This window comes from Frondihabitans sp. OV104, from assembly GCF_057787745.1.
The window spans coordinates 3,373,103-3,390,654 of the sequence record NZ_CM173541.1 but is presented as its reverse complement, the minus strand read 5'-3'; the positions used below and the strand labels follow the sequence as shown (position 1 = coordinate 3,390,654).

The window sequence follows — 17,552 nt, the reverse complement described above, 5'->3', positions numbered from 1 at the left end:
CCGTGGGCTGACATTGATAGCTATCGGCGGCGCGTGCCGGTCCGTTAGCGAATTCTCGAAAAGTTTTTCAGGAGGCGACGGCGACGCGCGGAGCCTCGGCGTCGTGCAGGGCGATGCCGATGCCGGCGACGGCATTCCCGGCGACACGGGCGAGGTAGGCGGCGCGGCGAGCAGGCGCGGTGCGCGACTCGTGGACGACCTCGGCGTTCTCGTCAGACGCGTAGTGGGTGTTGAGGCCGTCGCGGAGGAGGCGGATCGCCTCGGTGCGCTGCTGCGACACGGCGGAGTGCGTGATGCCGAGCTCCTCGGCGACCTCGGTGACGCTGCGGTCTCCGAAGTAGACGTTCTCGATGATGAAGCGCATCTTCTCGGGGAGGGCGTCGACGGCGGCGCGGAGGTAGCGGGTGCGCTCCTGCTCGAGCAGCGTCTCCTCGGGGAGGATGATGTCGGCGGCCAGCTGGTCGGCGACGGTCTCGTCGATGGCCGACACGGTGCGCGAGGCGTCGCTGAGGGCATCGGCGGCGGTCTGGCGGTCGACGCCGAGCGACGAGGCGATCTCGTCGACGTTCGGGGTGCGTCCGAGGGCGGCGGTCAGGGTCTCCTGCGTCGCGAGGGTCTCCTTGATGCGCTTGCGGGTGGCCCGGCTGGCCCAGTCGCTCGAGCGCATGTCGTCGGCGAAGGCCCCCATGATGCGGGTGCGGGCGTAGGCGCCGAACGGCACGCCCTGCGTGGGGTCGAAGGCGTCGGCGGCCTGGACGAGGGCGAGGGCGCCGGCCGACGCCAGGTCGTCACGGCTGAGGTGCGTCGCCTTGGCGCACACCTCGGAGACGAGGTAGCCCACGAGCGGGAGGTTCTGAACCACCATCGCGTTGCGTTCCGTCTTGTTCATCGTGACCCCTGAGTAGGCATGACGAATAACCCCGGCGGCAGAGCGCGCCGAAGCGATTCGAGTGGAAGGTGCCGCGGTCGCGGCGGGAGAGTTCGTGGAGTCCGGCTCGTCCCTAGCGGTCCGCCGGCGGTGTCGGAGTGATCTTTCCGACACCCATAACGCTAGAGGGGCGCAACCCCCGAAAACTAGGCCGAAATGGCCCCACTCCGGGGGTTTGGGGTGTCGTCATTTAGGGGGACAGACAGCAATTTTCCCGATTATTCACCCCCGTAAGGGGAGTTGTGACGAAGCGGTCGGGAGCCGGGTGCCAGGCCCGTGTCGACCATTCGGGGGGCACGGATATCGCACGAAGTCGCGATCGCCTCTAACGCCCTGTGCCCCCCTGCCGATAGTGGTCGTTGTGAGCCGGACGGCCACCTGCGGCACAGATCGCAGCCAAGACGTGGAGGGACCGTGGGCGTGAACGAATTGTCCGCCGTGCTCTGGCGTGAGAGGGAGCTCCTGGAGCTCCTCACGTTCAAGCTGGAAGAGGAGCAGCTGCTCCTCACCGCCGGGAAGTCCCGGTGGATCGAGCACGCGACCCGCGAGGTCGAGCAGGTGCTCGACCGCCTGCGCTCCGCGGGCCTCGAGCGGACCGTCGAAGTCGCCGTCGTCGCCGAGGAGTGGGGGACCGACTCCGAGATGCCTCTGCGCGAGCTCGTCGAGCACGCGCCCGACGGGCCCTGGGCCGACATCTTCTCCTCCCACCTCCGCGCGATGACGGAATTGACTCGGCAGATCAAGCAGCTGCGCGACGAGAACGAGCAGTTCCTGCGCGCCGCCGCCCGCTCCACCCAGGAGACGCTCGCGACCGTGTCGGCCGACTCCTCCCTCTACGACTCCCACGGCGCCGGGCGCGCCGCGACGGCGTCGTCGAGCCACCTCTTCGACGGACGGCTGTAGACGTGAGCACCTTCTCCGGGCTGAACACCGCGTACCGCGGCCTCTCGGCCGCACGCGCCGGCCTCGACGTCGTCGGCCAGAACATCGCGAACGCGTCGACCGAGGGCTACACGCGTCAGCGCGTCACCACCTCCTCCATCTCGGCTGTGCAGCCCGGCATCTTCTCGACCGGCACGAACATCGGCCAGGGCGTCTCGATCGACGGGTACGCCCGCATCGGCGACGCCGCCCTCGACACCCAGGTGCGCACCACGGCGTCATCGGCCGGCTACGGCACGGTCCGATCGAGCGTCCTCTCGACCCTTGAGGGCTCTCTCAACGAGCCCGGCTCGACCGGCCTCTCGTCGCAGCTCTCGAAGATGTGGTCGGCGTGGGGCGACATGTCGAACTCCCCCGACAGCGCCGCCGCCGCCTCCACCCTCATCGGGCAGGCGCAGTCGATCTCGGACACGATCAAGACCGGCTACCAGTCGGTGAGCAGCCAGTGGAGCGCCGCCCGCTCGTCCGTCCAGACGATGGCCGACACCCTGAACGCCACCGCGACCCAGATCGCCAGTCTCAACGGCCAGATCCAGCAGGGCATGGCCACCGGCGGCTCGGTCAACGAGCTGGTCGACCAGCGCAACCTCCTCACCGAGAAGGTCGCGGGCCTCGCCGGCGGCACCGTCCACGCGAACACCGACGGCACGGTCGACGTCCTGATCGGCGGCAACGCCATCGTGTCGGGAACGAGCTCTCGCACGGTCCAGGTCTCCGGCTCCTCCACGATGGAGGGCGCAGCGGCCTCCCCCGTCACCCTCGAGTGGTCTCACCGCCCGGGCGCCTCCGTCGGGCTCGACGGCGGTCAGATCGCAGGAACTCTCTCGGTCCTCGCCCCGGCCGACGGCTCCGGCACCGGCGGGGTCCTCGCCGAGGCCGGCGCGACGTACAACTCGTTCGCGACCACCCTCGCCTCCGCCGTCAACGCGGTGTACTCGACCGGTGCGACCGCGTCGGGCACCACCGGCGCGAACTTCTTCGCCGTCTCGACGACCGGCCCCGCCGCCCTCGGCCTCTCGGTGGTGCCCACGTCGGCCGCCGCGATCCAGAGCGGCGCCGTCGGCGCCGGAGCCCGCGACGGCTCGATCGCCGACAAGCTCTCGACCCTCGGCACCGGCAGCGCCGCTCCCGACCGCGTCTGGGCCGGGTTCGTCACGACGACCGGCTCGCTGGCCAAGAGCGAGATCGCGTCGTCGGACCGCGCCACCGTCGCCGCCACCGCGGCCAAGACGCAGCAGACCTCGACGGCGGGCGTCGACCTCGACGAGGAGAACGTCAACATGCTCACGTTCCAGCACGCCTACCAGGGCGCGGCCCGCGTCATGACGGCGGTCGACGAGATGCTCGACACCCTGATCAACCGCACCGGACGGGTGGGCCTCTGATGCTCGGACGCGTCACCAACCAGACCGCCGCCATGGCCTCCTCGCGCATGCTCCAGGCGAACCAGGCTCGGCTCGCGCAGCTCAACAGCCAGGCGTCGTCGCTCAAGGCGATCACCGTGCCTTCGGACGACCCGACCGCCACCGGGCAGTCCCTCCTGGTCCGATCGCAGCAGAGCGCGAACTCCCAGTACGCGCGCAACGCGACCGACGGCGTCGGCTGGCTCTCGACGACGGACGCCGCCATGAGCGACACGTCCAAGATCCTGAACCGCATCCGCGACCTCACCGTCCAGGGCGCGAACGACGGGTCGATGTCGGCCACGGCCAAGGAGGCGATCGCCACGGAGCTCGTCGGGCTCAAGAGCGACCTGCTCGCGACCGCGAACACGTCCTTCCAGGGCCGCTCGGTCTTCGCCGGGTCGTCCGACGCCGGCGTCGCCTTCACTCCCGGCACCTCGACCACCGACCCGGCGACCGGAGTCGTCACGACGACGCAGCCGGCGTTCACCGGAACGGCCGGCAGCAGCGTCCAGCGCCGCATCGCCGACGGCACGACCGTCACGGTCGACACCGACGGCGCCGCCGTCTTCGGGACCGGCAGCGACTCCGTGTTCTCGATGGTCGACGACATCGTCAGCGATCTCCGATCGGGCGTCAACGTCAGCAGCCACCTCGCCGACATCGACACGCACCTGACCGCTGTCCGCGGCGCCTGGGGCGACGTCGGCGTCCGCCAGAGCCAGCTCGAGCGCGCCCAGGACAGCCTGGCGTCAAACGGCGTCTCGCTCGAGAACCAGCGCTCCGGTATCGAGGACCTCGACCTCGCCAAGGTCATCCTCGACCTCCAGACCCAGTCAGTCACCTACCAATCCGCCCTTGCGACCACCGCCAAGGTGATCCAGCCGACCCTGATGGACTTCCTCCGATGAGCGCTTCTCTCTCCTTCGTCACGCCCCCTCCCGGCCTCGACCCCCTCGTCGACTTCACCCTCGACGAGATCAGCGGCGCCGCCGGCCTGTACTCGCTGCACGCGAGCGACGAGCCGGCAAAGCGCCTGTTCGTGGTGGACGCGTCGGTGCACCTCGGGCACTACTCGCCCGAGATCTCGACCGAGCAGGCCGACCTCCTCGGCCTCACCACCCCGGCCGACGCGCTCCTGCTGGTCGTCGCCAACCCCGCCCCGGAGGGCACGACCGTGAACCTGATGGCTCCGATCGTCGTCAACGTGACCACCGGCGCCGCGGCCCAGCTGATCCTCGACGAGCAGGAGTGGCCGCTCCGCGCGCCGCTGGCCCCTGCCCGTGCGGCGGCTCCCGCCGCCCGACCGGCGGCGACGCCGGCGTCCGTGGCGTCACGGGCGAAGGCCCCCGTCCTCGCCTGACCTCCCCGGAGATCGACCACCGGGGGCGGTGAAACAGGCCCGGCCGAGCCCCCGAGCGCGCCGCACAGCCCAAACGCCCCGTCAACGACTACCCTCGAATCGATGACCGAGCACGACCACTCCGACAACGACGCGCACGGTGGCCCCACCAGCCGCCCCGTGCCCGCGAGCCTGACCGCACCCATCGTGCCGACGGGCCCCACGGGCCTGTCCGCTGCTTCGGGTGCGGCCCACTTCGACCCCGTCTCGCTGCGGCCCGCCGTCGACGTCACGGCCCTCGAGCACCGGCTCTCCGAGCTCGGCGCCAGCCGCAGCACGGCCGCCCTGGGCGAGCGCGCCGATCTGCTGCGCATGCTCGGCCGCCTCGACGAGGCTCTCGCCATCAGCGAAGAGGCGTTCCGCCTCGCCCACTTCACCGGCGACCGCGCCGACTCCGCCGCCGCGCGCATCCGCCGCGCGTACGTGTTCAAGGAGCAGGGCCGCCTCGAGCGCGCCTACAGCGACCTCCACACGAGCCGTCTGAGCGCAGCCACCGAGGAGTGGCACGCTCTCGAGGCCGCCGCCGCCGAGCTCGAGGGCTACACGCTCTACGATCTCGGCCGCTTCGAGGAGGCCCGCGAGGCGCTCGGCGCCGCCCTGGCCGCCTACGAGAAGGCCGGCGCCCCGGCCGAGCGCACGAACGGCCTCCGAGTCGCGATCGAGGGCGTCATGCGGGCGATCCTGCAGGGGTCGGCCGTCCCGCTCGTCGAGCCGATCGAGGAGCCCGCCGACGAGGTCGTCGAGCCCGAGGTCGAGCCGATGGTCACGCCCATCGTCGTCCAGCCGTCGCCGTTCGTCGTCCGCGACGAGCCCGTCGACGCCGAACAGGACGACGCCGACGCGATCGAGGGCGACACCGCTCCCCCGCCGCTGTTCCGCACCACGGGTTCGCCGGCGTTCCTGACGCCGTCCGACACCGCGACCGAGGCTCCGGCACGCCTCGACCCGGCCGCCGCGCGGCTCGATCCCGACGCGCCCGTCGATGAGCCCGTCCCCGACGCCGCGTCGATCGGCGTCGAGACGCAGGCCATCGCCGTCCCCCACGCGACGGCGCCCGGCACCGTCCGACTCGACGTCGACGACGAGGACCGGAACGAAGACGACGAGCCGGCCGCGACCGGCTTCGATGCCGAGGTGACCCGCGCCCGAAAGGCCGCGCGCAGCATCTGGGGCGCGTTCGACGCATCCCAGGCGGATCGCCCGAGCGACCGCTCCTAGCCGACGTGGCCGATCTGGCCCGCGTTCGGCACTGGGCTGCGGCCCTGATCGCGCTCCACCTCGACCCGTCGTGGACGTTCGGCTTCGACAACGCCAAGACCCGCGCGGGCCTCTGCAACTACGCCTCCAAGCGGATCACGGTCTCGCGCCACCTCGCCGGGCGGTACGACGACGACGAGATCCACCAGGTGCTCCTGCACGAGGTCGCGCACGCCATCGCCGGGTCCCGCGCCGGTCACGGCCCGAAGTGGGCCACGACCGCAGCCGACCTCGGCTACATCGGCGGACGGCTCCACGACGGCGCGATCGCATCGGAGCTCGCGCCCTGGGTGGGCCGCTGCCCGGCTGGCCACGAGCACTACCGGTACCGCGCGCCGTCGCGGCCGCTGGCGTGCGGGCGCTGCGCGCGGCGCTTCGACGACGCCAACCTCATCACGTGGGTGAAGCGCGCGGTCTAGACCCCGTGCTCCGGCACCCGCGCAGCGCCGCGGCCCAGGTCCGGTGCCGCTCCGTGGGGTGAACCGTGCGAGACCAGACCGGCTACGGTGGTTACATGCCCGAGACGACCTGGTTCCGCTCCGACACCGGCGTCCGCTGGGCCTTCGAGTCGGGCGCGACGTGCCTCGACTTCGCGTACCTGGGCGGCTTCGCCCCCGACGCGTTCGGCCCCGCCTCCGGCCTCCCCGGTGCGACGACCGACTCCGCGTGGGACGGCCTCCTCGTCGCCGCCGACCTCGGCGACTGGCTCGCCGAGCGCTTCGGGCCGCTCGGCGCCGCGCCCTCCGACCGCGAGCTCACCGACGCTCGAGCCCTCCGCGATGCGATCGCCCGCCTGGCGCTCAGCGCCGCCGACGGCCACGCCCCGCAGTCGCGCGACATCGACGCGGTCAACCTCTACGCCGCGGTGCCCGACGTGCCGCCGTCGCTTCCGGGCGGCGGCCGCCAGGCCGGGGCCGTGCGCCTGCGGGTGAGCCAGGCTATGGCGTCCGTCGCGCGCGACGCCGTGCACCTGCTCGCCGGCGTCGGGTTCGTCGGCGACCCGGCGCGGCGCCTGCGACGGTGCGCGGCCGACGACTGCGGGCTGGTCTTCCACGACGACTCGCGCGCCGGAACACGCCGGTGGTGCTCGATGACGAAGTGCGGCAACCGGGCGAAGGTGCGGGCGCATCGGGCGCGGGCCGCAGTTCCTGCGAGCAAGCCTCAGGCCTGAGCAGAAGGCGACGCAGCCCCGGGGGTTAACGACGTCGACCCCGCACTCGGCGGGGTCGAACGATCAGGCGAGGCGTCTACTCGACGACCTGCACCTCTTTCCAGAAGGCGACGTAGTTCGAGAAGTCCTTGCCGACGCGGTCGAACGCGGTCGGGTACGGGGTGGGGTAGCTGAAGGCGCGGTCCTGGAGGCCGTTCACCGAGAAGTACTGGCACTCGCCCTTCCAGGGGCAGGTGTAGGGGGTGTCGGTCTTCTCGAGGAGCGCGTCGTTGACGCTCGCGGGCGGGAAGTACCAGTTGCCCTCGATCTTGATGAGGTCGGATTCGGGGGCCTCTGCCACCACGGTTCCGTCGAGTACTGCCTTCATTTCGTCCTCCAAGGGTTGTTGACGGGGTGAACGCTACCCGCGCGAGGTGAATTCCCGCAGGGTGGCGACGGCGGCCGCGTGCTCTCGCCGCTGGTCGCGGGCGTCGGCGAGTTCCTGCCCCGATGTCGAGGCCGTGAGCAGATGCGCCGTCGCGCGACGGAGCCCCTGCCAGGCGGCGCACGCGGCTGCGGCCTCGGGCGACGAGAAGTCGATGCCGACCGCGGCGAGGGCGTCGACGACTGCTCCGGCGACGAGGTGGTCTTCGACGGCCGTGCGGAATCCGTCGTCGTCGATCGAACCGGCGCCCACGACGGCCACGACGGCGCGGTCGCCGAGCTGCTCCTGGAGCGCGAGCACGTGCGCGGCGGCGTCCTGAGCCGACGTCTCGGTGGCGCAGAGCACGGCGACGTTCGGCGGGCAGGCGTCGGTCACCGCGGCTGCGAGCAGGGCGGCCGACGCCGACCCGTGTCCGTCCAGCTCGTCGGCCACGACGACGACGTGGGCGCCCTCCGCGATGCGCCGGGCTCCGGCCTCGCCCCACTCGAACCGGACCTGGTAGCGCTCCTGATGCATGGCTCCAGGCTAGCCAGGTTGATCGAGCCAGCCAGGATGCCTGGCCAGCCAGGTCGTCCGGGCCGGGCGGGTGCAGACTGGCCCCATGCACGTGCAGCTCAAGCTCACCCTCGCCTGCTCTCCGGCCGCCGCGATCGACGCGCTCGCGAACCCCGAGGTCATGGTCGCCGTCACCCGCCCGCTCGTGAAGTACCGCTCGCTCTCGCGCTTCCCTCGCCGCTGGAGTTCCGAGCCGCACCTCGTGAGCGCCAGCATCCTCGGCGTCTTCCCGCTCGGTCGCACGCACGTCGACCTGAGCTGGCGCACAGTGCAGGGGGCGCGCATCCAAGAAGACACCGGCACGGGGGTCGCAGGAACGTTCCGCACCCTGTCCATCCGCCACCGGATGGCGGTGTCGCCCGCTCCGCTCCCCTCCGGCCTGCCGCGCGGGACCCTCCTCCGCGACCGCCTCGAGTTCGACGCGGGCCTCCTCGGCCCGCTGCTGTGGCCGGGGCTGTGGCTCGTGTGGCAGTGGCGCGGGTACCGCATGCGTCGGCTCGCGCCGACGTGGACGACCCCGGCGCGCGCGTAGCCGTCGGTGGCCGCGTCGGCGGGTGCTCGTCGGGTTCGGCGCGTCTCCGGGGGTACGCCCGAGCCGACCGCCACCCGCCCATCCACCCACGGCGAGTAGCGTCGGGAGCGTGAATCAGCCCGCGCAGTACGCCCTCGACATCGCCTCGTGGCGCCGCACCATCCACGACACCTACCGCTCCGTGCGCGAGGCCGCCGACCTCGAGGCGGCCCACGACCTCTGGCGCCGAACCCGCGACGACCTCTTCGCCACGCACCCCTCGACTCCCCTCCTGCCCGAGGACCGCCCGGTCTTCACCGGCCTCCCCACCAAGCCCTACGACAGGAACTGGCGGTTCGAGGTCGAGGTCACGCCGGCACCCGCCCACCGCATGGTCGTCCCCACCGGCACCGACGGCGACGTGCCCTTCGACCGCGTCGGGCTCGTCGACGTGCCCGGCGTCGGCTCCCTCGACGTCTGGCGCCTCGGCTCGTACGGCGGCGGCATCTTCGTGCCCGTGAAGGACGCCCTCGCCGGCAAGCCCGGAGGCACCTACGGCGGCGGCCGCTATCTCATCGACACGGTCAAGGGCGCCGACCTCGGCCCCGGGGCGGCGCCGGGCAGCCTCGTGCTCGACTTCAACTTCGCCTACAACCCCAGCTGCGCCTACGACCCGGCGTGGGCCTGCCCACTCGCGCAGCCGGGAAACACGGTGGCCGTGGAGATCCCCGTCGGCGAGCGGTACTCGGGCGCTCACTGAGCCGCCTCGCGTTCGCTCTTCGAGTCGATCCGGGCAGAAACGCGGCTGCGGCTCCGTTTCTACCTGATCCAACTAGCTGACGAGACAGGCCGCCACCTCGAGCGCGAACCACAGCAGGTGCGCCCCGGCAACCAGCACGACCACCCGCCGCACGGCCGCACGCACCGTCATCCGCGCCATCGATTCTCCATCGCCCAGCACGAGCGCCTCGGCCATGGCCACCACCGGCAGGAACGCCGCGCCTACGGTCGTCCACGCCTGAGGCAGGAACTCGCCCCCGAACCCGCTGCCGTCGTCGGGCGCGAACGTGGTCCCGAGTCCGAGGACCACCAGCGGGACTCCGAGCAGCGCCAGGGTCGCCACCGTTCCGAGCATCGCCCCGGCGATCGCGCCCGGCCACGGCCAGTGCGGCGTCGGCCGCCGCAGCACGACGACCGTCGCGGCCGACAACGCCACGACCGCGAAAGCGGCCACGACGGCCGCCGGGATCCAGTGCCCGTCGGCCCGGGCGAGAAACCAGAGCGCGATGTCGGCTGCTCCCAGAGCGGCCCACGCCCCGAGCACCGCGAGCGTCACGCCGACGTCTGTGACGGCACGGGTCGCGGTCGAGGTCATGCCTCCAGCGTCGCTCGCCCGCGCCGCTCCCGCGTCGCCCGCGGGTTCGACACGCGTCGTCCGCAGGTCGCTATGCGGCCAGGACGCCCTGCGAACTCGGGCGGGGCGCCAGGCTGAGATTCTCACCCGCTTGCACGACTCGACCAGTCGGCGTGGCTAACGCGGCGGCGGCGGGCAGCTGTCGCCGCAGCCCTCCCAGCCGGCCCATTCGACTGCTGAGTCGTCGGTGATCGCTCCCATCGGGTCGTCGGGATCGGGCCGGATGCCGGGCGGCCACTCGGTGGGGCCGGGCACCGCGGCCGGACCCGTCGGGAACTCCGATCCGTGGTCCGAGGGCGAGGGTTCAGCAGTGAAAGACCCCTCGAAAGCGACTGCTAGCGCTGAAACGCCGATGCTGTAGGCTTGGATCACTTGCGAGCCGACCCGATCGGCTCCCTGCGTCGTAGTACGCCCCTCTGATCCCGGCCTCGCACCTACCAGCGAGTCACGGAATCGCGAAGCTCACTCTGCGGCGAAACGATCGAGCGAAACCGCTCCGTCGCCTCATTCGAGTCCAGCTGCGCCGTTGACAGACGCACGCCCAGGAGGCTCGAAAACCTGTGCCTGAAAGGCAACCATTGACTGACACCCTCACCCCCGCCGTCGAGCAGGACGAGAACACCACGACCTTCGCGTCGCTCGGCGTCCCCGCCCCGATCGTCAAGGCCCTGAGCGCCGACGGCAAGACCACCGCGTTCCCGATCCAGGTCGACACGCTCCCCGACACGCTGTCGGGCCGCGACGTCCTCGGCCGCGGAAAGACCGGCTCCGGCAAGACCCTCGCCTTCTCCATCCCGATGGCCGCCCGCCTCGGCGGCTCGCTCGCCGGCGGCAAGCGCCGCCCGGGTCGTCCGCTGGGCCTCGTGCTCGCTCCGACCCGCGAGCTCGCCACCCAGATCGACGCGGTCCTCGCGCCGATGGCTGCCGCCTACGGCATGAACACCACCACGATCTTCGGCGGCGTCTCGCAGAACCGCCAGGTCCAGGCGCTCAAGCAGGGCGTCGACATCATCGTGGCGTGCCCCGGACGCCTCGAAGACCTCATGAAGCAGGGCTTCGTGAAGCTCGATGCCATCGAGATGACCGTCCTCGACGAGGCCGACCACATGGCCGACCTGGGCTTCCTGCCCGGTGTGACCCGCATCCTGAAGGCCACGCCCGAGAACGGACAGCGCCTCCTGTTCAGCGCGACGCTGGACAACGGCGTCGACAAGCTCGTCAAGCAGTTCCTGCACAACGAGGTCCTGCACTCGGTCGACGAGGCGAACTCGCCCGTCGCGAAGATGACCCACCACGTGTTCGAGACCGAGTCGGTCGAGACCAAGAAGGCCCTGATCAACACGCTCGCCTCGGGCCAGGGCCGCCGCATCCTCTTCATGCGCACGAAGCACCACGCCAAGAAGCTCGCCAAGCAGCTGACCGAGTCGGGCATCCCGGCCGTCGACCTGCACGGCAACCTCTCGCAGCCGCAGCGCGACCGCAACCTGGCTGCCTTCCAGGACGGAACGGCCCGCGTCCTCGTCGCCACCGACGTCGCCGCCCGCGGTGTGCACGTCGACGACATCGAGCTCGTGATCCACGTCGACCCGCCGACCGAGCACAAGGCGTACCTGCACCGCTCGGGCCGTACGGCTCGTGCCGGGGCCGAGGGCGACGTGGTCACCCTCATCATCCCGAGCCAGCGTCGTGACGTCGCGCAGATGATGAAGAAGGCCGACATCCACGCGACCCCCGTCGCCGTGAAGCCCGACTCCAAAGAGGTCAAGGCCCTCGTCGGCGAGGTCGCCGCGTACGTGAAGCCCGCCCCCAAGTCGGAGCGCGCCGAGCAGCACCAGGGCGGCGGCCGCTCGACCGGCGCGAACGCCCAGCGCAAGCGCGCCGCTCGCCAGACGTCCGACGGCTCGCCGATCGCCCGCAAGGACCGCTCGGGTCGCCCCTCGCAGTCCGGTGCAGCATCGACCGAAGGAACTCGGGGCGCTCGCCAGCAGGGCGGCGCCGGTCGCGGTCGCGGCCAGGCCGCCGGCGGTCGTGGCGGCCAGGGCGGGCGCAGCCAGGCCCCCCGCACCGGCAGCTCCACCTTCTACTCGACGGAGTCCGGCGCCGGGTCGTCGACCCCGGTCCGCGATGAGCGTCCGGCGCGCGACGAGCGCCAGCCGCGCCGCGCCCAGAGCGACGGCGGCTCGAGCCGCACGAACTCGACCCGGAACGACCAGGCGGCGTTCGCCGCGGAGCAGTCCGGCCAGCCCGGCGCGCGTCGCGACGGCAACGGCGGCGGCTCGCGCCGCGCGTCGTCGGCCGGCGGTCGCCCGGCGTCGCTCAAGGTGGGGGCGCTCGTGCGCGGCAGCGCGCCCCGCAACGGCGGCGGTCGCGGCCGCTAGGCGGAGTTCCTGCGCCCTCGCTGTCTTTCGAGATGGCGGGGGCGTTCTCCGTTTAACGAGGGCCGAGCGCAACCCCCGCCGCGAATCTGGGCGACCCCGGCGCAGACGTGGTGGCCTGGAGGGGACGACGAAAGGGGCCCCATGGCCGATCGACAGTATGTTCTCCGTTCTGGACGCCGAGTGGGCACCTCAGCTGCCGGCGATCCGATCGCTCGCCGGCTGGTGCTGCTGTGCCACCCGACGCCGGGTGCGGGCGGATTCGACCCCGATCCGCGGATCACGGGTCCGTGGGGCGTGCACCTCCTGACCCTCGACCGCCCGGGCTACGGCGTCTCGGAGCCGGTGACCGATCCGGCCGACGCGTCGATCGCGCGGTGGGCCGACGATCTCGACGAGTACGTCTCGTCGGCGGAGCAGATGGCCGAAGAGACGCAGCGGGTCGACTTCGGCGCTGTGGGCCTGGTCGGCTGGGGCACGGGTGGCGCTACCGCTCTCGCCTTCGCCGCCCGGCACCCCGATCGCGTGGACCGGGTGACGATCGTCGGCACGGCCGCTCCGAAGCGTCGGTCGCCGGTCGACAAATCGGCCGAGATCGCCGAATTCACTCGGGTCAAGACCAACGCCAGCGTCGCCGAGGTGGCGGCCGGCCTCGAGCAGACACCGTTCGCCACGTTCGCGGCGCTGGGCATCGCCGACGACGATCCGACGATGGCTCGGCTTCCCGAGCTCGACGCGATGGGCCTGAGATCGCGGCTCGGTCGCATGCTCGACGAGTCCGCCGTTCAGGGCGCGACCGGGTACGCGACCGATCTGCTGAGCCTCGCCGACGGCTCGTGGGCCGACGACCTGGGGTCGATCACGGCGTCGGTCCAGCTCGTCTACGGCGACTCCGACCCCGCCGCGGACGTCTCGGACGGGCACTGGTTCGCCGACCGGATCCCCGACGCGACGGTCGTCTCGGTGCAGGGCGCCGGGCGACTGGCGATCGTGGACGAGTGGGCGCGAATCTTGAAGCACGTCGCACCGCAGCACGGGGCGATCGGCGAGGACGTGGCCGAGGGGCGCTGACGCGCGATGGTCAGCGCGCCAGGAGCGCCTGACCCAGCTCGCTGCGGAGGTAGAGCACGCTGCGGCCGTACCGCGTCGCCGTGACCAGGCCGCCGGCGTGGAGCGCGCGCAGGTGCTGGTTGACGGCCGACGTCGTGACGTCGAACCGCACGCCGAGCTCCGTCGACGACGCGGGCGACTCGAGCGCGACCAGCAGGGCCGCGCGCGTCTCGCCGAGCAGGGCGGCGACGGCGGCGACGGTCGCGGGCTTCTCGGTCTCCCACAGGGCTCCGCGACCGCGGGCCGCGTAGAGCAGCAGGGGCGGCTCGTCGTCGTCGACCGCCGACGAGACCCGTCGCGAGAACATGGTCGGCACGAGGGTGAAGCCCCGGCCTGCGACGTCGATGGAGCGGTCGCGCGGATCGGTCGGCCTGACCGTCAGGACGTTGTCGGCGAACGACACGTTCTCGGCGATCTCGCCGAGCATCGCGGCGAGGCCCGACTCGGCGATGCGACGGCCGCGGTGAACGATGTCGGCCTGGAGGATGCTCCGCATGCGCGGCCACCACGGCTCGAAGGTGGCGGTCCAGTAGGCCGAGAGCGCGGCGACGGTGCGGGCGAGGGCGCGACGCGGGGTCTGCCCGAAAGGAGCGGGCAGGGCGCCGTGGATCGCCTCGATCTGGGCGACGAAGAGGCTCGGCGACATCGCTGCGAGGGTCTGCAGCTCATCGTCGATCACCGTCAGGGGCGAGTCGGGGCGCGGGTTCAGGAAGTCGGGGGTCCACAGCCGCTCGTCGACCAGCGCGAGCAGCACCTCGAGGTCCAGCGAGGCACGGGCCTCCTGAGTGCGCAGCAGCCACGGCAGCTGCAGCGGGTACCGGGCCGGCTCGCGAAGGGTGCGCAGCGACAGCCCCATCTCGCACAGCGGCGACACCCCGAACCGGATGTCGCCGAGATCGGTGTCGGTGAAGCGGTAGCGCAGCATGAAGCCTCACGCTACATCCATCGCGCAGGAACTCGGTGTGGTGGCAGAAAGGTCAGGTGCCCCGCATCGCCACCCGCCTCCGCCGACCGTTCGCCGACCCGGTGGTCCGCGTGCTCGCCACCGCCACGCTCGTCTCCACCCTCGGTCGCGGAGCCTTCTTCACGCTGACGGCGCTGTACTTCACACTTATCGTCGGGCTCTCGGCGACGCAGGTCGCGCTCGTCCTGACGGTGGCGAGCGCCGTCGGCGTCGGCACGTCGCTGCTCGGCGGCCACCTGTCAGACCGCCTGAGCGCACGGCGCCTGCTGTTCGCGCTCGTCATCGCGCAAGGACTCGCGCTGCTCTCATACGCCTTCGTGACGTCGTTCGGAGCGGTGCTGGTCGTCGCCTGCATCGTCAACGGGGTGCAGTCCGCCGCGAATGCCACGCGGTCCGCGGTCATCGCCCGGGCGTTCACCGGCCGCGCACGCGTGACGACGCGGGCCCTGCTGCGCACCGTCACCAACATCGGCATCGCCGTCGGATCGGCGGCCGCCGGAGCACCCCTGCTCATCGGCACGGGCACGGCCTTCCGCACGGCCATCGTGCTCGCCGCCTGTGCGACGCTCGCCAGCTCGCTCCCGCTCCTGCGGCTCCCGGTGCGCGTGAATGCCTCCCCTGCCATCGCGACAGCAGACTCGGCCGGCGGCCGCTCCCCCTTCCGCGACCCCGCCTACCTCGCGATCACCGCGCTCTCCGGCCTGTTCGGCATCCAGTTCGCCCTCGCCGAGGTTGGCCTGCCGCTGTGGATCGTGCACGACACCGAGGCGCCGGTGATTCTCGTGTCGGTGATCCTGATCGTGAACACGGTGCTCGTCATCGCGCTGCAGATCCCGCTGGCGCGACGGACGGACACGATCGCCCGCTCGGGCCGCGCCGTCGGCATCGCCGGAGCCCTGATGCTCGGCGCCTGCGTGGCCTACGGCAGCTCCGCGTGGACCGGCGCGCTCGTCGCCGGAGGGCTTCTCGTCGTCGGCATGCTGTTCCACACGTTCGCCGAGATCCTCTCGTCGGCCGGCACCTGGAACCTCGGCTTCGAACTCGCCGACCCGGCCCGCGCCGGCGCCTACCAGGGCGTGTTCTCGATGGGCTTCTCGCTCGGCTCGCTGTTCGGGCCGCTGATCGTCGCCGCGACGGCTCTGGCACACGGATTCGCCGGGTGGATGGTGCTCGCCGCGGTGTTCGCGGTGGCGGCCGGCGGGGTGGTGGCGGTGGTGCGGGTGCGTGGCGCGATTCCGGCGGCCTGACACATTTTGCTCGTGCCAAGGCTCGACCTGATAGAACGGCATCATGCGAATCCTGTTCATTGGCGGCACCGGAATCATCAGCTCGGCCGCGGCCGTCCGAGCCCAGTCCCTCGGCCACGAGGTCACCCTCCTGAATCGCGGCAGCTCGTCGATCAGACCCGTCCCGTCGGGAGTCGAGGTCGTCACGGGCGACGTCCGCGACCCGGCCTCCGTGCGGAACGCCATCGGCGACCGGATGTTCGACGTCGTCGTCGACTTCGTCGCGTTCACACCGGAGCAGGTGCAGGGCGACATCGACCTGTTCTCGGGGCGCACCGGCCAGTACGTCTTCATCAGCTCCGCCTCGGCGTACGCCAAGCCCGTGCCGTCGCTCCCGATCCGCGAGTCGTCGCCGCTCCGCAACCCGTTCTGGCAGTACTCGCGCGACAAGATCGCCTGCGAAGACCTGCTGATGAAGGCCTACCGAGACACCGGCTTCCCGATCACGATCATCCGCCCGTCGCACACCTACGACCGCACCGGCCTCCCGGTCACGGGCGGCTGGGCCGTCATCGACCGCATGCGCCGCGGCCTCGATGTCGTCGTTCCCGGCGACGGCACCTCGCTGTGGACCCTCACGCACACCGACGACTTCGCGAAGGCCTTCGTCGGCCTGCTCGGGCTGCCGTCGGCGGTCGGCGAGACGTTCCAGATCACCTCCGACGAGGCCATGCCCTGGAACGAGATCTACACGACGCTCGCGCGAGCCGCCGGCGTCGACGACCCGTCGCTCGTGCACGTCGCGAGCGAGACCATCGCGCTGGCCGAGCCCGAGTGGGGCCCGGGAATCCTGGGCGACAAGGCGCACTCGGTCGTGTTCGACAACAGCAAGGTGAAGGCGTTCGTGCCGGACTACGTCGCGACGATCCCGTGGGTCGCCGGGGCGGCCGAGATCCTGCGCTGGTTCGATGAAGACGAGTCGCGGCGCGTGGTGGACGCGCGCACCAACGAGGTGTTCGACCGACTCGTGCGGGCGGCGCGGCTGGACTAGCCGGCGCTAGACCTCGGCCGTCGCACCCACGAGCGCCGGCGCGATCGCCTGTGCCCACATCCGGTGCATGGCGCGGAACGAGAACGCGTCCTCGATGTACATCTCGGTGATCCGCCAGTCCGGGAAGGGAACGAAATCCGCGCCCATCTCGTCGGCGACCGCCGCGCTCACGGCGTTCAGCCGGGCCACCTGCGCCGAGATGAGAGCCCGCCCCGAGGGCTGGATCGGGCGGAAGTCCTGCATCGGGGGGACGCCGGCGATGGCGACGCGGGTCGACGTTCCGGCGGCCTGCCTCGCGGAGCCGACGATCGCCCGCAGGGACCTCCGCCACCGCTCGTCGTCGGTGCCGAGCAGCACGTCGGGGATCCCGAGGAGCACCACCACGACATCGGTCCCGGGCGTGACGACAGCGTGCTGCGCCGCCTCGGAGATGGTGAGGCTGGGGTCGGTGACGACGTCCCACGCGACTCCGCGTCCGGTGCGGGCACCCACGCAGCCCGCCACCTGAGCCGGCACCGCCATGCTCTCGTCGAGCACTCCGTAGCCGCTGACGGCGATGTCGCCGACGAACAGCATCCGAATCGGATCCTCCCCGTCGACGACCCGCTCGGCGGCGACCGTCGGAAAGATCCCGGCGGCGATGGTTCGGCGGTAGATGGCGAAGTGGGCGAGCAGAACGGGTCGGACGAGCCGGCGCAGCAGTGATCGGCTGAAGGGCATGGGAGGCGGGTGTCTCTCGTTGTCGCCGAGGATGTGCGGCGCGGGGCGGGTGGTGCGGGTGTGACTCCACACTGGCAGAAAGGAGGACACACTTCTGTC

Annotated in this window: 19 protein-coding genes; 13 read left to right on the top strand and 6 right to left on the bottom strand. The window is 71.7% G+C overall.

What is annotated here, in order from left to right:
- Positions 1-67: 67 nt before the first annotated feature.
- On the bottom strand, positions 68-889 hold the full coding sequence (locus AC3CBB_RS16015; protein WP_488625365.1) for a sigma-70 family RNA polymerase sigma factor: 822 nt from the start codon (positions 887-889) through the stop codon (positions 68-70).
- 453 nt (positions 890-1,342) lie between these two features.
- On the opposite strand from AC3CBB_RS16015, the gene AC3CBB_RS16010 reads away from it, so the two are divergent.
- The 7 genes from AC3CBB_RS16010 to AC3CBB_RS15980 all read left to right on the top strand — a co-directional run bounded on the left by AC3CBB_RS16010 (position 1,343) and on the right by AC3CBB_RS15980 (position 7,103).
- Positions 1,343-1,831, top strand: a complete 489-nt coding sequence (locus AC3CBB_RS16010) for a flagellar protein FlgN (RefSeq protein ID WP_123506876.1) — start codon at positions 1,343-1,345, stop codon at positions 1,829-1,831.
- A gap of 2 nt (positions 1,832-1,833) precedes the next feature.
- Entirely contained in the window at positions 1,834-3,255 is a 1,422-nt protein-coding gene (gene flgK, locus AC3CBB_RS16005) for a flagellar hook-associated protein FlgK (RefSeq protein ID WP_488625364.1), read from the top strand.
- Positions 3,255-4,184 carry a flagellar hook-associated protein FlgL gene (gene flgL, locus AC3CBB_RS16000; RefSeq protein ID WP_488625363.1) on the top strand — a complete coding sequence of 310 codons (930 nt, stop codon included), beginning with the start codon at positions 3,255-3,257 and terminating at the stop codon, positions 4,182-4,184. Before flgK ends, flgL begins: the two co-directional genes overlap by 1 nt.
- A complete protein-coding gene (locus AC3CBB_RS15995) occupies positions 4,181-4,636 on the top strand; it encodes a flagellar assembly protein FliW (RefSeq protein ID WP_123506873.1) in 456 nt (151 codons plus the stop codon). The genes flgL and AC3CBB_RS15995 overlap by 4 nt, the downstream gene beginning before the upstream one ends.
- Before the next feature lie 102 nt (positions 4,637-4,738).
- A complete protein-coding gene (locus AC3CBB_RS15990; protein WP_488625362.1) occupies positions 4,739-5,893 on the top strand; it encodes a tetratricopeptide repeat protein in 1,155 nt (384 codons plus the stop codon).
- A 5-nt stretch (positions 5,894-5,898) separates the two neighbouring features.
- Complete coding sequence (locus AC3CBB_RS15985) at positions 5,899-6,351, top strand: SprT-like domain-containing protein (protein ID WP_123506871.1); 453 nt, start codon at positions 5,899-5,901, stop codon at positions 6,349-6,351.
- A gap of 95 nt (positions 6,352-6,446) precedes the next feature.
- Positions 6,447-7,103, top strand: a complete 657-nt coding sequence (locus AC3CBB_RS15980) for a CGNR zinc finger domain-containing protein (protein ID WP_488625361.1) — start codon at positions 6,447-6,449, stop codon at positions 7,101-7,103.
- A 76-nt stretch (positions 7,104-7,179) separates the two neighbouring features.
- On the opposite strand, the gene AC3CBB_RS15975 is transcribed toward AC3CBB_RS15980, so the two are convergent.
- Positions 7,180-7,482, bottom strand: coding sequence for a DUF427 domain-containing protein (locus AC3CBB_RS15975; RefSeq protein WP_488625360.1), 303 nt, complete (start codon positions 7,480-7,482; stop codon positions 7,180-7,182).
- Between the two features lie 21 nt (positions 7,483-7,503).
- Entirely contained in the window at positions 7,504-8,043 is a 540-nt protein-coding gene (locus AC3CBB_RS15970; protein ID WP_488625359.1) for a 2-phosphosulfolactate phosphatase, read from the bottom strand.
- 85 nt (positions 8,044-8,128) lie between these two features.
- Here AC3CBB_RS15970 and AC3CBB_RS15965 point away from each other — a divergent pair, with 85 nt between their 5' ends.
- Both AC3CBB_RS15965 and AC3CBB_RS15960 read left to right on the top strand, forming a co-directional pair.
- On the top strand, positions 8,129-8,614 hold the full coding sequence (locus tag AC3CBB_RS15965) for a hypothetical protein (RefSeq protein ID WP_123506867.1): 486 nt from the start codon (positions 8,129-8,131) through the stop codon (positions 8,612-8,614).
- 109 nt (positions 8,615-8,723) lie between these two features.
- Positions 8,724-9,353: a DUF1684 domain-containing protein gene (locus AC3CBB_RS15960; protein ID WP_488625358.1), complete on the top strand. Its 630-nt coding sequence runs from the start codon at positions 8,724-8,726 to the stop codon at positions 9,351-9,353.
- 72 nt (positions 9,354-9,425) lie between these two features.
- Here the strand turns inward: AC3CBB_RS15960 and AC3CBB_RS15955 are convergent, their stop codons facing one another.
- Positions 9,426-9,968: a hypothetical protein gene (locus AC3CBB_RS15955; protein ID WP_488625357.1), complete on the bottom strand. Its 543-nt coding sequence runs from the start codon at positions 9,966-9,968 to the stop codon at positions 9,426-9,428.
- A 617-nt stretch (positions 9,969-10,585) separates the two neighbouring features.
- Here AC3CBB_RS15955 and AC3CBB_RS15950 point away from each other — a divergent pair.
- Together AC3CBB_RS15950 and AC3CBB_RS15945 are read left to right on the top strand one after the other, a co-directional pair.
- Positions 10,586-12,385 carry a DEAD/DEAH box helicase gene (locus AC3CBB_RS15950; RefSeq protein ID WP_488625356.1) on the top strand — a complete coding sequence of 600 codons (1,800 nt, stop codon included), beginning with the start codon at positions 10,586-10,588 and terminating at the stop codon, positions 12,383-12,385.
- A 180-nt stretch (positions 12,386-12,565) separates the two neighbouring features.
- Positions 12,566-13,453 (top strand): alpha/beta fold hydrolase, encoded by an 888-nt coding sequence (locus tag AC3CBB_RS15945; RefSeq protein WP_488625355.1) that lies wholly within the window; start codon positions 12,566-12,568, stop codon positions 13,451-13,453.
- A gap of 10 nt (positions 13,454-13,463) precedes the next feature.
- On the opposite strand, the gene AC3CBB_RS15940 is transcribed toward AC3CBB_RS15945, so the two are convergent.
- Complete coding sequence (locus tag AC3CBB_RS15940) at positions 13,464-14,417, bottom strand: ArsR/SmtB family transcription factor (RefSeq protein WP_488625354.1); 954 nt, start codon at positions 14,415-14,417, stop codon at positions 13,464-13,466.
- Between the two features lie 56 nt (positions 14,418-14,473).
- Between AC3CBB_RS15940 and AC3CBB_RS15935 the strand changes: the two genes are divergently transcribed.
- On the top strand, positions 14,474-15,703 hold the full coding sequence (locus AC3CBB_RS15935) for an MFS transporter (protein ID WP_488625353.1): 1,230 nt from the start codon (positions 14,474-14,476) through the stop codon (positions 15,701-15,703).
- 43 nt (positions 15,704-15,746) lie between these two features.
- On the top strand, positions 15,747-16,733 hold the full coding sequence (locus AC3CBB_RS15930; protein ID WP_488625352.1) for an SDR family oxidoreductase: 987 nt from the start codon (positions 15,747-15,749) through the stop codon (positions 16,731-16,733).
- A 6-nt stretch (positions 16,734-16,739) separates the two neighbouring features.
- On the opposite strand, the gene AC3CBB_RS15925 is transcribed toward AC3CBB_RS15930, so the two are convergent.
- Positions 16,740-17,453, bottom strand: a complete 714-nt coding sequence (locus AC3CBB_RS15925; RefSeq protein ID WP_123506859.1) for a GDSL-type esterase/lipase family protein — start codon at positions 17,451-17,453, stop codon at positions 16,740-16,742.
- Positions 17,454-17,552 lie beyond the last annotated feature (99 nt).